Source organism: Frigidibacter sp. MR17.24 (assembly GCF_037095655.1).
In the GTDB taxonomy this organism is placed as follows: Bacteria; Pseudomonadota; Alphaproteobacteria; order Rhodobacterales; family Rhodobacteraceae; genus Frigidibacter.
In genome coordinates, this window is sequence record NZ_JBAWKE010000005.1 from 107499 (window position 1) to 121945 (window position 14447).

13 protein-coding genes are annotated in these 14447 nt (G+C 70.4%); 9 read left to right on the forward strand and 4 right to left on the reverse strand.

Features of this window, described 5'->3' with window-relative positions:
• The first annotated feature begins 36 nt into the window (after positions 1-36).
• The 6 genes from V8J39_RS16320 to V8J39_RS16345 are packed head-to-tail and all read left to right on the forward strand — an operon-like array spanning position 37 to position 6422.
• Entirely contained in the window at positions 37-1524 is a 1488-nt protein-coding gene (locus tag V8J39_RS16320) for an ABC transporter substrate-binding protein (protein ID WP_336462006.1), read from the forward strand.
• Between the two features lie 4 nt (positions 1525-1528).
• Positions 1529-2368, forward strand: a complete 840-nt coding sequence (locus tag V8J39_RS16325) for an ABC transporter permease (protein WP_336462007.1) — start codon at positions 1529-1531, stop codon at positions 2366-2368.
• Positions 2368-3288, forward strand: a complete 921-nt coding sequence (locus V8J39_RS16330) for an ABC transporter permease (protein WP_336462008.1) — start codon at positions 2368-2370, stop codon at positions 3286-3288. The genes V8J39_RS16325 and V8J39_RS16330 overlap by 1 nt, the downstream gene beginning before the upstream one ends.
• Positions 3285-4613 (forward strand): M20 family metallopeptidase, encoded by a 1329-nt coding sequence (locus tag V8J39_RS16335; protein ID WP_336462009.1) that lies wholly within the window; start codon positions 3285-3287, stop codon positions 4611-4613. The genes V8J39_RS16330 and V8J39_RS16335 overlap by 4 nt, the downstream gene beginning before the upstream one ends.
• On the forward strand, positions 4610-5575 hold the full coding sequence (locus V8J39_RS16340) for a hypothetical protein (protein WP_336462010.1): 966 nt from the start codon (positions 4610-4612) through the stop codon (positions 5573-5575). Before V8J39_RS16335 ends, V8J39_RS16340 begins: the two co-directional genes overlap by 4 nt.
• Positions 5576-5600: 25 nt before the next feature.
• Positions 5601-6422 (forward strand): sulfurtransferase, encoded by an 822-nt coding sequence (locus V8J39_RS16345; protein WP_336462011.1) that lies wholly within the window; start codon positions 5601-5603, stop codon positions 6420-6422.
• 4 nt (positions 6423-6426) lie between these two features.
• Here the strand turns inward: V8J39_RS16345 and V8J39_RS16350 are convergent, their stop codons facing one another.
• Positions 6427-7137, reverse strand: a complete 711-nt coding sequence (locus V8J39_RS16350) for an SDR family NAD(P)-dependent oxidoreductase (protein WP_336462012.1) — start codon at positions 7135-7137, stop codon at positions 6427-6429.
• Positions 7134-8996 (reverse strand): ABC transporter ATP-binding protein, encoded by a 1863-nt coding sequence (locus V8J39_RS16355; protein ID WP_336462013.1) that lies wholly within the window; start codon positions 8994-8996, stop codon positions 7134-7136. The genes V8J39_RS16350 and V8J39_RS16355 overlap by 4 nt, the downstream gene beginning before the upstream one ends.
• A 188-nt stretch (positions 8997-9184) precedes the next feature.
• Here V8J39_RS16355 and V8J39_RS16360 point away from each other — a divergent pair, with 188 nt between their 5' ends.
• Positions 9185-10183, forward strand: coding sequence for a 1-aminocyclopropane-1-carboxylate deaminase/D-cysteine desulfhydrase (locus tag V8J39_RS16360; protein WP_336462014.1), 999 nt, complete (start codon positions 9185-9187; stop codon positions 10181-10183).
• A gap of 21 nt (positions 10184-10204) precedes the next feature.
• On the opposite strand, the gene V8J39_RS16365 is transcribed toward V8J39_RS16360, so the two are convergent.
• Positions 10205-10873, reverse strand: coding sequence for a flavin reductase family protein (locus tag V8J39_RS16365; protein ID WP_336462015.1), 669 nt, complete (start codon positions 10871-10873; stop codon positions 10205-10207).
• A 29-nt stretch (positions 10874-10902) separates the two neighbouring features.
• Positions 10903-11592, reverse strand: coding sequence for a GntR family transcriptional regulator (locus V8J39_RS16370; RefSeq protein WP_336462016.1), 690 nt, complete (start codon positions 11590-11592; stop codon positions 10903-10905).
• A 254-nt stretch (positions 11593-11846) separates the two neighbouring features.
• Between V8J39_RS16370 and V8J39_RS16375 the strand changes: the two genes are divergently transcribed.
• Together V8J39_RS16375 and V8J39_RS16380 are read left to right on the forward strand one after the other, a co-directional pair.
• On the forward strand, positions 11847-13400 hold the full coding sequence (locus V8J39_RS16375; protein WP_336462017.1) for an ABC transporter substrate-binding protein: 1554 nt from the start codon (positions 11847-11849) through the stop codon (positions 13398-13400).
• Between the two features lie 72 nt (positions 13401-13472).
• Positions 13473-14438 (forward strand): ABC transporter permease, encoded by a 966-nt coding sequence (locus V8J39_RS16380; RefSeq protein ID WP_336462018.1) that lies wholly within the window; start codon positions 13473-13475, stop codon positions 14436-14438.
• Positions 14439-14447: the final 9 nt, after the last annotated feature.

Sequence of the window (14447 nt, forward strand, 5' to 3'; positions counted from 1 at the left end):
GTGGCCATCCCCCCTCCAACAAAGGTTCCTCTCGACATGAAGCACCTCCCGGTATTCGCTCTTGCCGTCGCGCTGGCCATCCCGGCCACGGCGAGCTTCGCACAGGATGACACGCTCGTCATCGCCCGCGGCGCCTCGACCAATGCACTCGACCCCGGGTTCCTGCGCGAAGCCGCGACCATCGTCGACAACATCTTCGACACGCTGGTCATGCGCGACGCCGACATGACCCTGGTGCCGGGGCTTGCCACCGACTGGACGGCGGTCGACGACACGACCTGGGAGTTCAAGCTGCGCGAGGGGGTCAAATTCCATGACGGCGAGGCCTTCGACGCCGCCGCGGTGAAGTTCAGCATCGATCGCGTCCTCGACCCGGCGAACAAGGCGCCGACGGTGTCCTACATCCGCACCATCGCCTCGGTCGAGGTGGTGGATCCGATGACGGTGCGGATCAAGACCAACGGTCCCGACCCGCTGCTGCCGACCCGGATGAGCCGCTACCCGACCTACATCGTGCCGCCGAAATACATCGAGGAGCACGGGGCCGAGTATTTCGCCAGCCACCCGGTCGGCACCGGCGCCTACCGGTTCGTCGACTTCGTCCCCGACGAGCGCGTGACGCTGGAGGCCAGTCCCGACTACTGGCGCGGCGTGCCGGAAGTGAAGACGGTGATCTGGCGTCCGATCCCCGACGCGACGGCGCGGATCACCGCGCTGATCACCGGTGAGGTCGGCCTGATCGAGGACGTGCCGGTCGACATGGTGCCGCTGGTCGAGCAGTCGTCCGACGCCAAGCTGGTGCAGGTGAAGAACGGCGGGCTGACGATCTATCTTGGCCTGCGGATGGACAAGGCGCCGCTCGACAATCCCAAGGTGCGCCAAGCGCTGGACCACGCGATCGACCGCAAGTCGATCACCGAGAACCTGCTGGGCGGGCTGGCCACGCCGAAGGGCACGCAGGTCGGCGCGGCCGATTTCGGCTATCTCGACGTGCCGGTCCCGGCCTACGACCCCGAGCTGTCGAAGAAGCTTCTGGCCGAGGCCGGCTTCCCCGACGGCTTCGAGATCACGATGCAGTCCTCGTTCCGCTACATGAAGAACGCCGAGGTCGCCCAGACCATCGCGCAGGAGTTCGAGGACATCGGCCTGAAGGTGAACCAGCAGACCATGGAATGGTCGGTCTACACCCAGACCGTGCCGTTCGAGGGGCCGATCTACATGCTTGGCTGGGGCTCGACCCAGACGCTGGATGCCGATGCCGCGGTCTATGCCATCATGAAGACCGGCGAGCCCTATTCGGGCGCCTCGATCCCCGAGCTGGACAAGCTGCTTGACGAAAGCCGCGCCACGGTCGATCCCGGTGCGCGCGAGACGGTACTGCACCAGATCCAGGAGCTGGCGGCCGAGCAGGTGCCGCTGATCACCCTCTACCAGGAGGACAAGCTGATGGCGAAGGCGCCGAACGTCGAATTCGAGGGCCGCGCCGATGCGCGGATCCCGGTCTTCGACATCAAGCTGGACTGACCCGGTGACCGGAGCCTTGCGCATCAGGGGCAACGAGGATGCGGCGCTGGCGATCTTCCTGCTGGCGGTCGCCGTCGCCTTCTGCATCCTCGTGCCGCTCGCCTGGCCGCTCGACGCGCTGCGCGGCGACATCTCCGCGACGTTCAAGCCTCCGATGACCACGGTGGGCGGGCACCTGCACCCGCTCGGGACCGATCAGCTCGGGCGGGATCTCCTCGCCCGGCTGGGGCTGGGAACGCTGATGTCCTTCGGCATCGTGCTGGTCTCGGCCGCGATTTCGGTCGTGCTCGGGACCGCGCTCGGCATGGTCGCGGGCTATTACGGCGGCTGGGTCGACGCGGTGATCATGCGGCTGGTCGACATCCAGCTGGCGGTGCCGTTCATCCTGCTGATCCTGCTGCTCGTCTCGGTGCTTGGCCCGTCGATGCTGAACCTGGTGATCGTGCTTGGCCTGACCGGCTGGGCGATCTTCGCCCGGGTCGCGCGCGGCCGCACGCTCGAGGTGCGGGAACTGGAATACATCGACGCCTCGCGCGCGATCGGGCTGTCGGACGCGGCGATCATCTTCCGCCACGTGCTGCCCAACATCATCGGGCCGCAGACGGTGCTGCTGACGCTGGACCTGCCGCGGCTGATCATCCTTGAAGCCTCGGTGGGCTTTCTCGGCCTTGGCGTGCAGCCGCCGATGCCGACGCTGGGCAACCTGATCGGCGAGGGCCGCTCGGTGATCCTGATCGCGAACTGGCTGGTGCTGTACCCGGGCCTGATGATCGGCGCGCTGGTCATCGGCTGCAACCTGCTGGGCGACTGGCTGGTGCGCCGCGCTGAATCGAAGGTGTCGTGATGAAGGGCCTGCGCTTCCTTCTGTCCCGTGCGGTGCAGGGGCTGATCGTCATGCTCGGCGTCTCGGCGCTGGTGTTCTTCGCGCTGTTCCTGACCGGCGACCCGGCGGTGCTGATGATGGCACCGGATTCGACCGCCGAGGAGATCGCGGCGTTCCGCGAGGCCATGGGCTTCAACGACCCGATCATCGTGCAGTACGGCCGGTTCCTGTCCGAGGCGCTGCAGGGCGATCTTGGCACCTCGCTGCGCTACAGCCGCCCGGCGGTCGACCTGCTGACCGAGCGGCTGGGCGCGACCGCGCTTCTGGCGCTGAGCGCGCTTCTGTGGTCCTCGCTGCTGGGCTTCGTGCTGGGCGCGGTCGCCGCGGTGCGCAAGAACAGCCCGATCGACTTCGCGATCCGGGTGATCTCGCTGCTGGGGCAGGCGGTGCCGGTGTTCTGGCTGGCGCTGATGCTGATCATCCTGTTCTCGCTGAACCTGCGCTGGCTGCCGTCGAGCGGCTATGGCTCGCTGTCGCATCTGGTGATGCCCTCGCTCGCGCTCGGGGCCTATTACCTGTCGGCGATCACCCGGCTGGTGCGGGCCTCGCTGATCGAGACGCTGGGCGAGAACTACGTGCGCACCGCCCGTGCCAAGGGGCTGACGGAATGGCGCATCGTCGTGCGCCACGCGCTGAGGAACGCGATGATCCCGGTGATCACGCTGCAGGGGATGTACCTCGCCTCGCTGCTGGGCGGGGCGCTGGTGACCGAGATCATCTTCGCCTGGCCCGGGATCGGCCGGCTGGCGGTCGAGGCGATCCAGAACCGCGACTTCCCGGTGGTGCAGGCCGTGGTGCTGTTCGCGGCGCTGGTCTTCGTGGTGGCGAACTTCCTTGTCGATGTCGCCTACACCTGGCTGAACCCGCGGATCCGGCTGTGACCGACGCGCGCCTGGACGAGGCGCTGGCGCTGACCCGGGCCTGGTGCGCGATCCCCTCGCATGCCGGCGACCCGGCCGCGCAGGCGCGGATGGTCGACCTGCTGCTGGACTGGCTGGTGCGCGCGCTGGGGGCGACGATCGTCACCCGCGGCACCGGGCCTGCGCCGGTCATCCATGCCCGCATCGACCGCGGCGCCCGCGACAGCGTGATCCTCTACAACATGTACGACGTGATGCCGGCGAGCCGCGAGGGCTGGCGCGTCGATCCCTGGGAGGGCGGCCTGTCCGAGATGGCGGGCATCGGCCCGGTCTTCGTCGCGCGCGGGGCCGAGAACAACAAGGGCCCGCTCGCCGGGATGTTGGTCGCCCTGCGCGACCTTGTCGCGCGTGACGCGTTGGGCGTGAATGTCGAGATCCTGCTGGACGGCGAGGAAGAGATCGGCTCGCCCGCGATGCGCACCTATCTGGCGGCGCCCGACTGCCCGCTGCCGCACTGCACGGGCGGGCTGTTTCCCAGCCTGTGCGAATACGGCGGCGGGCCGCCAAGGCTCTATCTCGGGTTTTCGGGCATCGCCAAGGGCCGGATCAGCGTCGCGGGCGGCGACTGGGGGGGGCCGGCGACGGCGATCCACTCCTCGAACGCGCCCTGGATCGCCAACCCGGCGCGGGTGCTGGTCGATGCGCTCGCGGGCTTCGGCGCGCCGTTGACCGGGGCGCTGGGGCAGATCGCGCTGGATGACGAGGCGCGCGGGCTGGTCGCGCGGCTGGCCCGGGGCTTCGATCCCGAGGCTGAGCTGCGGTTTCGCACCACCGCCCGCTATGCCGTGGATGGCGACGCCGAGGCGCTGCTGACCCGGGTGCTGAGCACGGCCTCGCTGACGATCTCGTCGCTTGCCACCGCGCCGCAGGGCGACACCGGGGTGATCCCGCCGCGGGCCGAGGCGCTGTTCGACCTGCGCACGCCGCCGGGCCTGTCGGCCGAGACCTATCTTGCGGCGCTGCGCGACCGCCTCGCCGCCGATCCCGGCCTTGCGGGCGTCACGGTCGAGGCGGGCGAGAGCGCGCCGGGGGTCCGCTTCGGCGCCGCAAGCGCCGGCGCCCGGGCCCTGACGGCGGCCTACGGCGCGACGTCGCGCGCGCCGCAGGTCTGGCCCTGGGCCGTCGGCTCGGCCCCCGGCCATGCCTTCGCCCGCCATGCCGACAGCTTCCTGATCGGCGGCGCCGGGCGCGGCGGCAATGCCCATGGCATCGACGAATTCCTGGTCGTCGAGGGCTTCGGGCGGTTCATCGCCTCGGTCTCGGCCTGGCTGACGGAGATGGCATGACCGAGCTTTACCTCACCCCGGCGGATCTGGTCGCCGCCGGTGCGCTGGACTGGGACGCGGCGCTGGCCGACATCCGCGACACGCTCGCGCTGTTGCGCTCGGGCGCGGCCGAGATGGCGGCCGAAAACGTGCTGCCGCTCGGGGCCGACCCGCGCGCCAAGGCCTATGGGCTTCCGGCCCGGGTCGGCGGGCGGTTCGGCGCCTCGGGCCTGAAATGGACGCTGCACCGGACCGAGGCGCCGGCGGGCGGCGAGGCGATCACCTCGCGCACCGTGCTCAACGACCTTGCGACCGGGGCGCCGCTGGGGCTGGTGGACAGCGCGATGCTGACCCGGGTGCGCACCGCCGCCCTGTCCGGCGCGGTGCTGCGCGCGCTCAGGCCCGGTCTGCAGAGCCTTGCGATCCTCGGGGCCGGCGCACAGGCGCGGATGCACCTGCGCATGGCGCTGGCACTGTTGCCGGAGCTGCGCGCGCTGCATCTGTGGGACCGATCGGGCAACACGCCGGTCGGGGACGCGCTGCCCCCCGGCCTTGCGCTGCATCGCCACGACAGCGCCGAGGCCGCGAGCCTGGCCGCCGGCGCCACGCTTGCCTGCACCTCGGCGCCCGAGCCGATCCTGGGCCCCGGGGCGATGGTGCCGGGCGCGCTGATCCTGCAGATCGGCTTCCACGAGGTCGCCTTCGACGCGATCGACCGGGCCGACGCGGTGACCTGCGATCTCTGGGGCCCCTATGCGCGCACCTCGGCCAAAAGCCTGTTCCAGATGCACCGCGCCGGGCGCTTCGACGAGGGCCGGCTTGCCGCCGACGCGCCGGCGATCCTGCTGGACGGCTGGCGCCCGGCCAGGGACGCCTCGGTCTATTTCTCGAGCTTCGGGCTCAATGTCTTCGACATCGCCTTTGCCGCGCGGCTGCTGCGCCGCGCCGATGCGCTGGGCCTGGGTCAGCGCCTTGCCCCCTGATCCATCCGCGCCGAAAGGACCTGCCATGACCGTGACGATCTCTGCGACCGACCTTCTGGCCCGGAGCGGCGAGCCGGGCCTTGTCCTGGTCGACACCCGCACCCGCGCCGAGTGGCGGCGCGAAAGCCTGCCGGGTGCGATCTTCGTCAACGTCTACGACTACTTCGTGCCCGAAAGCACCGATGCGGGATACGAGGGCATGGCCGCCGGCGCCGCCCGCGCCTTCGCCGAGGCCGGGCTCGACCGCGCCGCGACCATCGTCTGGTTCGAGGAGGAGACGGGGATGCGCTCGCCCCGCGGGCTGTGGTTCCAGGAGCTGCTGGGCCTGGGCGGCGGTCTGATCCTCGACGGCGGCATCGCGGCCTGGCGGGCGGCGGGCGGAGCGATGGCGCCGGGGCAGGGGGCGGCGGTCGAGATCACCCATGCCGACGGCCCGGCCCCCGCGGGCTGGCGGGCCGACCTGGCCGCGACCCGCGCGGCGATGCTGCACCCGGCGCCGGGCATGCAGATCCTGGACGTGCGCCGCCCGACCGAGTTCGACGGCAGCTTCCGCCACGACTGCTGCGCCCGTGGCGGCCGGGTGCCGGGCGCGACCCTGATGTTCTACGAGGACATGATCGAGGCCGGGCGCTATCGCCCGGCGGCCGAGATCCGGGACCGCGCGCTGGCCCTCGGGCTTGACCCGTCGCGGCCCGTCGCGACCTATTGCCACCGCGGCGCGCGCGCGGCCACCGCCCTTTACGGCCTGCGGCAGGCCGGGTTCGCCGACGTGCGGATCTTCGTCGGGTCCTGGCACGAATGGGCGGCCGAGACCGACCTGCCGATCGAGACCGGACCCGCGGCCTGACCGGTCAGAAGCAGTCCTCGACATCCCAGTGCACCGGGATCTCGGCGATGCTGGCCGAGGGCGGCAGCTCCAGCACCAGCCGGGTGATGCGGGCGATGTCCTCGGGCCGGGTCTTGTCGGCGCCGTCGGTCCCCGAGGCGGTGCGGCCCATCTCGGTCGAAACGAAGCTCGGGCAGATCGCGGTCGCGCGCACGCCGCTCTCGCGGCCTGCCTGGCGCAGGGCGTGCGACAGGCCGACGACCGCGAATTTCGACATCGCGTAAAGCCCCGCGCCCGCCGATTTCACCCGCTTGCCCGAGAGCGAGGCGATGGTCACCACGCGGCCCGGCCCCTCGTCCCCGCCCGCCAGCGCGGGCCAGGCGGCCTGCGCCAGCCGCATCGGCGACTTCACGTTGATGTCGAAGACGCGGTCGAATTCCGCGCCGCTCGCCTGCAGCGCCGAAACCTGCGACAGCACGCCCGCATTCAGCACCAGCCCGTCGAGCCGCCCGAAAGTCGCGGCCGTCGTGGCGGCCCAGGCGGTCTCGGTCGCGGGGTCGGTCGCGTCGAACGGGCAGACCAGCACCCGCTCGCCCGCCGGCAGCGGGCTTTGCCCCGGGTCGCGCATCCCGAGGCTGAGCGCCCAGCCCGCGTCGTGCAGGTCCCGCGCGATCGCGGCACCGATGCCGCGGCTCGCGCCCGAGATCATCGCCACCGGTCGGTCGATCCCGGTCATGCCACGGCCTCCATGCCCATCATCCGCATCTCCTCGGCCCATTCCGGCCCGGGCACCTGCACCCGGTGGCCGGGCGAGACCTCGTGCCACGCGCGGTGCGGCGGCTGGTAGCCGAGCGGCCGCACCGGGCTTTTCAGCTCGCGCACGTCGAGGCCCCGGCGCAGCCCGCGGCGCGACGGATCGGGCACCGGCACCGCCGACAGCAGGCGCCGGGTGTAGGGATGCCGGGCGTTCTCGAAGATCGCGGCACGCGGCCCGATCTCGACGATCTCGCCCAGGTACATCACCGCGACGCGGTGGCTCATCCGTTCGACCACCGCCATGTCGTGGCTGATGAACAGGTAGGACAGGCCCATCTCCTCCTGCAGGTCCAGCATCAGGTTGATCACCTGCGCCTTGATCGACACGTCGAGCGCCGAGACGGCCTCGTCGGCGACGATCAGCGCGGGCGTCATGCCCAGCGCGCGGGCGATGCACAGGCGCTGACGCTGGCCGCCCGAGAATTCCTGCGGGAAACGGCGCGCCATCTCGGGTGCGAGGCCGACCTTCACCAGCAGGTCGGCGACCCTGGCCTCGGCCTCGGGGCGGGTGGCCAGGCCATGCGCCAGCATCGGCTCGGCGATCGCCTCGCCGATCCGGCAGCGCGGATCGAGGCTGGCGAACGGGTCCTGGAAGATCATCTGCATCCGCCGGCGATGGGGCCGCATCGCCCGGCGCGACAGGCCGTGCAGCTCGGTCCCCTCGAGCCGGATCGAGCCCGACTCGGAGGCCGTCAGCCCCAGGATCGACCGCCCGGCCGAGGATTTGCCGCAGCCCGACTCGCCCACCAGTGCCAGCGTCTCGCCGGGCCGGATGTCGAAGTCGATGCCCTCGACCGCGTGCACGCGCCCGCCGCCGCGTCCCAGAAGCCCGCTGCCGGACACCGGGTAGCGGGTGGTGAGCCCCCGCACCGACAGCAGCGGCGCCGCCTCGGGGTCGACCGTGGTGGCGACCGGCCGCGCCGGCACCGCGGCGCCGGTCTCGGGCGAGACCAGCGGGAAGCGCGCCGGCACGGCGCTGCCGGTCATCGAGCCCAGCCGCGGCACCGCCGACAGCAGCGCCCGGGTGTAGGCCTCGCGCGGGGCGGCGAACAGCGCGCCGGTCTCGCCCTGCTCGACCGCGCGGCCGCGGTACATCACGATGGTGCGGTCGGCGACCTCGGCCACCACGCCCATGTCATGGGTGATGAACAGGACCGCCATGCGCTCCTCTTCCTGCAGCACCTTGATCAGCTCGAGGATCTGCGCCTGGATCGTGACGTCGAGCGCCGTCGTCGGCTCGTCGGCGATCAGCAGCTTCGGGCGGCAGGCGAGCGCCATCGCGATCATGAACCGCTGCCGCATCCCGCCCGAGGACTGGTGCGGATATTCCCCCATCCGCTGCCGCGCGGCCGGGATCCGCACCCGTTCCAGCAGGCGCTCGGTCTCGGCCAGCGCCGCGGCATGGCCAAGGCCGCGGTGTGCCACCAGGACCTCGGCGATCTGCTCGCCGATCTTCATCGACGGGTTCAGCGAGGTCATCGGCTCCTGGAAGATCATCGCCATGTCGTTGCCGCGCACGGCGCGCATCTGCGCCTCGGGCAGCGTCAGCAGGTCGCGCCCGTCCAGCCGCACCTGGCCGCGGATGCGGCTGGTCTCGGGGTCGAGAAGCCGCATTGCCGCCAGCGAGGTCACGCTCTTGCCCGATCCGCTCTCGCCCACCAGCGCCAGCGTCTCGCCCGCGGCGATGTCGAAGGCCATGTCGTGGACCACGCTCTTCCAGCCCTCGCGGCCGCGGAACGACACCTCGAGGCCGGAGACGGAGAAGACGGGGTCGGTCATGGGCGGATCTCGTTCAGTCCCGGCGGCGCCCGGCCGGTCCGTTGTGCCGCAGGGGGGCGCGCGGGGGAAGGGGGCCACGGGGGGTTGTCGCGAAAGATATATCATATATCGTGCGCCGACAGACCCGCGGTTGCAAGGGGAATCTCCGGGTTCCGCCCGCCGGTCGATCCAACAGGAAAGGACCGAGCATGATACTCGACGACCTGCCCCGGCTGCGCTTGGGCTTTCTGCCGACCCCGGTCGAAGATCTGACGACGCTGGGGGCCGAGCTGGGGATCTCGCTGTCGGTGAAGCGCGACGACTTCACCGGCTTCGGCGGCGGCGGCAACAAGGTGCGCAAGCTCGAGTTCCTGATGGCCGACGCGGTGGCGCAGGGGGTGAAGGTGGTGATCACCACCGGGGGGCACCAGTCGAACCATGCGCGGATGACGGCAGCCGCGGCGCGCAAGTTCGGGATGAAGCCGATCCTGGTGCTGCGCGGCAACCGCCCGGCGTCCTGGCAGGGCAATCTGCTGCTGGACCACATCCTGGGCGCCGAGGTCGATTTCCTCGATCCCGACGCGTATTTCGAGCAGGTGAACCCGCAGATGCAGAAGCGCGCCGCCGAGGCCGAGGCCCGGGGCGAGAAGGCCTATATCATCCCGCTCGGGGGCGCGAGCGCGCTGGGGGCGATGGGCTATGTCAACGCGATCCGCGAGCTGTCGCAGCAATACGAGGCGATGGGTCGGCCGGCACCCGATTACATCTGCGCCCCGGTCGGCTCTGGCGGGACGCTGGCGGGCATGGTCGTCGGCTGCTCGGTCTGGTGGCCGTCGACGCGGGTCGTCGGGATTGCGGTGACCGGCTCGGCGGTGCCGTTCTCCGAGCGGATCGCGGTCATGGCCAATGACGCGGCGGCGCTGCTGGGGCTCGGGACCCGGTTCGCGGCCGGCGACATCCGCATCGAGACCGACTACATCGGGCCGGGATATTCGATCCCGTCCGAGGCCGGCAATGCCGCGATCCTGCGCGCGGGCCGCAGCGAGGGCGTGCTGCTGGACCCGGTCTATACCGGCAAGGGCATGGCCGGGATCATCGGGCTGGCCGAGCGCGGCGCGATCGAGCCGGGGGCCGACGTGCTGTTCGTGCACTGCGGCGGCACGCCGGCGCTGTTCCCGTTCAACGAGATGCTGACGGCCGGGGCCTGAGGCTGCGCGCGCCGGCCCCGCTCAGCGGCCGGCGCGATACTGCGCCTCGGACATCGTCGGCAGGTCGAAGGTCTCGTTCGAGCGCGCATAGCCGTGCCCGCCCATCCGGCCCAGCGCATCGAGGCCGGCGGGGTCGATGTGAAGCCGTTCGTTGATGATCGACGAGCGGACGTGCATCGCCACCACCTCGCCCAGCACGATGTCGCGCGAGGCCGAGATCGACAGCGTCACGTAGCGCCGGCATTCCAGCGCCACCGGCGCCTCGGCGATGTAGGGGCAGGCGACCGCGTGGCCGGGCAGGGCGGTCAGCCCGGCCTCGGCCAGCTCGTCGATCTCGGGCGGGAACGCCACCGCGGTCACGTTCATCGCGTGCAGGTTGGCGTGGTCGACGATGTTGACCGTGAACTCGCCGGTCGCGCGGATGTTGGCGCCGGTGTCCTTGAAGCGGCGGTCCTCGTGGTTCTCGACCCCCAGCGCCAGGATCGCCGGATCGGCCGAGAGCACGTTGAAGAACGAGAACGGCGCCGCATTGACGCGGCCGCGCTCGTCGATCGTGGTCACCCAGGCGATCGGGCGCGGCACGACCGCGCCGATCAGCAGCTTGTAGCGCTCGCGCGGGGACAGCGCCGCGAAATCGAAGCGGGTGAAGCCGTCGTCCGCGACCGGGGCGGCGTCGAGGGTGTCGGACATGGCGGGCCTCCGGTGGTTCGGTCTGTGCGTCAATCGGTGGGGCTGAGATAGCGCGACAGGATCGCGCCCACGTCGGGCTCCCTGCCGCTGTCGTCGGTGTTGGCGCGGTCCTCGACCGCGTGCAGATGGGCATCCATGATCCGCACCGCGCGGGCGCGGTCCTGCGCCGCCAGCGCCTCGATCAGGCCGATGTGCTCCTCGATCCCGCATTCGGCGGAATGCGGGCGGCCGAAGCGGGCCAGGATCAGCGACGACCGCGACACGATGCGGCTGACGAAGCCCGTCAGCTCGGTCGAGCCGGTGAGTTCCGCGAGCAGGATGTGGAATTCCCCTGCCAGCCGGATCGAGCGCGGCGACGACGCGCGCACCGCGCGTTCCTCCTCGCGCACGTGGCTGCGCAGCGCGTCGATCGCATCCTTCGACATCCGCCGGCACAGACGCTCGATCACTTCGCGCTCCAGGCAGCGGCGCAGCGCGAAGACGTCCTCGGCCTCGGCGAACGAAGGCATGGCGACGGCGGCGCCGCGGTTAGGGCGGATCTCGACCAGCCCGTCACCCTCGAGCCGCACCAGCGCGGCCTTGGCCAGCGTCCGGCTGACGCCGAAGGTCTCGCCGATCGAATCCTCGGGCAGCTTGGTACCGGGCTTCAGCGCCTGCTCGAGGATCGCGCGGCGCAGAGAGGCATAGATCGCATCGCTTCGTGTCGTGGTGGTGGCCATCGGCGCTGTCCGTCCCCGTTTACAGGGTCGGTTCTAGGGCAGATGCAAACCGACGTCAAGATTGTATGCAATTTAAGCTTGAAACGGCGTGCACAATGAGGCATCAAATTCGCACAACTCGTAGCCGACCCGCCCTGACGCATCAAGAATCGCCAATGGGACAACGTAGAATCGGCAGCGAAAGACGGATCATCCGCCATCACGCACGCAATGTCGTCACTGATTGCATGCAAAGACAGGGAAGAAGTGCCAACATGACAACACGCAACCTGCTGCTTGCCACCGCCCTGGTGGCCGCCGGCGCCGGCGCCGCTCAGGCCGAGACCCTGCGCTGGGGCGCGTCGCGCGACATCGGCTCGCTCGACCCCTATTCCTATGGCGACAGCTTCACGCTGGGCGTGCTGAACCACGCCTACGAGGGGCTGGTGCGCTATTCCGGCGCGCTGAAGATCGAGCCGGCGCTGGCGACCTCGTGGGAGATCGTCTCGCCCACCACCTGGCGGTTCCACCTGCGAGAGGGCGTGACCTTCCACGACGGCGCCGCCTTCACCGCCGAAGACGTGCAGGCCTCGCTGCTGCGCGCGACGAACGAGAAATCGCCGCTGAAGGGCAACATCCCGTCCTACAAGGGCTCGCGCGTGATCGACGACCACACGATCGAGATCGACGTGGCCGAGAACTATCCGCTGCTGCTCAATGACCTGACGACGATCTACGTCTTCGACGCGGGCTGGCTGAAGGCCAACAACGCCGAGGCGCCGACCGATGTCGGCTCGGGCGTCGAGGGCTATGCGACCTATCACGAGAACGGCACCGGTCCCTTCAGGGTCGAAAGCCGCACGCCCGAGGCCTCGACGGTCTTCACCCGGTTCGACGGCTGGTGGGACACGCCGCAGCACAACATCGACCGGATCGAGTTCACGCCGATCGCCTCGCCCGCGACCCGGGTCGCGGCGCTGCTGGCGGGCGACATCGACTTCACCGACGCGGCCCCGGTGCAGGACATCCCGCGGCTCGAAGCGGCGCCGAACGTCAAGCTGCTGGAAGGCACCGACCTGCGCACGGTGATGATCGGCTTCTCGCAGCGCGACGCGCTGATCGACGGCAGCCCGAACCTGATGCAGGACGTGCGGGTGCGCCGGGCGATGCAGATGGCGATCGACCTCGACCTGATCCGCGACCGGGTGATGCGCGGCAAGTCGCGCCCCGCGGGCACGCTCGTCGCGCCGCAGATCCCGGGCTATGACGCCGCGCTCGACGAACCGATGAAGGCCGATCCCGAGGGCGCGAAGGCGCTGCTGAAGGAGGCCGGCGCCGAGGACTTCGCCTTCGACTTCAACTGCGCCGACAGCCTCGTGAACGAGGAGCAGATCTGCCAGGGCCTGGCATCGATGTGGAGCCGGATCGGCCTGAAGCCGCGGCTCGACCAGGGTCCGCGCGCCGTGCAGACGCCCAAGCGCTCGGGCGGCAAGGTCGATGTCTACACGCTGGGCTGGGCGACGCTGCCGATGCTCGACGCCTATTCGCTGACCAGCCAGGTGCTGCACACCAAGGGCGGCACCTACGGCATCTTCAACTGGGGCGGCTGGTCGGATGCCGAGTTCGACCGCGTCACCGAGGCCTCGGCGACCGAGCTGGACAACGACAAGCGCCTGGCGCTGTCGGCCGAGGCGCTGAAGATCGCCAAGGAGCACGTGCTGATGATCCCGCTGCACCAGCAGCCGCTGACCTGGGCCACCACCGCCGAGGTCGAGGCGATGCCGCTCTTCGCCGACAACCTGCCGCGGCTGTGGCTGGCGGTGAAGTGACCCCCGGGTGACACCGCCGGGCGGCGCCCCGGCGGTGCCGCCCGCCCCCTCCTTGTGCGAAAGGGCCAAAGGATGCTGGTCTTCCTGATCAAGCGCGTCGGCAACGCGGTGCTGGTGATGCTGGCGGTCGCCTTCCTTGCCTTCATGGTGTTCCGCTTTCTCGGCGACCCGGTCGAGATGATGATGAACGAGAGCGCGACCCAGCTGGAGCGCGACGAGCTGCGCGAGCGGCTGGGCCTGAACGCGAGCTTCGCCGAGCAGTACGCCCTGTTCGTCACCCGCGCGGTGCAGGGCGATTTCGGCATCTCGTGGCGTAATCAGCAGGAGGTGATCGGCCTGATCGGCGAGCGCTTCCCCGCCACGTTCGAACTGGTGCTGATCGCCACGATCATCTCGCTGGTGGTCGGCATTCCCCTTGGCGTGCTGACCGCGATCGGGCGCGGGCGGTGGTGGGCCGAAAGCCTGCAGACCGTGTCGATCGTCGGTGTCTCGCTGCCGTCGTTCATCGTCGGCATCCTGCTGATCCTCGTGTTCTCGGTCAGCCTCGGCTGGCTTCCGGGCTATGGGCGCGGCGAGACGGTGGCCCTGGGCTGGTGGACGACCGGCTTCCTGACCCCGTCGGGCCGGGCGGCGCTGGTGCTGCCGGCGGTGTCGCTGTCGCTGTTCCAGATCACGCTGGTGATGCGGCTGGTGCGGGCCGAGATGCTCGAGATCCTGCGCGCCGACTTCATCAGGTTCGCCCGCGCCCGCGGGGTGCCGGCCCGCGCGCTGCACTTCCGCCACGCGCTGAAGAACTGCCTGATGCCGGTGATCACCATGACCGCGATGCAGGTCGGCAACCTGATCGCCTTCGCGCTGGTGACCGAGACGGTCTTCCAGTGGCCGGGCATGGGCATGCTGTTCATGCAGGCGATCACCTTCGTCGACATCCCCGTCATGGCCGCCTACCTCTGCATCGTCTCCTTCATCTTCGTGGCGCTGAACACGGTCGTCGACCTGGCCTACGCGCTGATCGACCCGCGCCTGCGTGCTGCCTGAGGAGCCCTC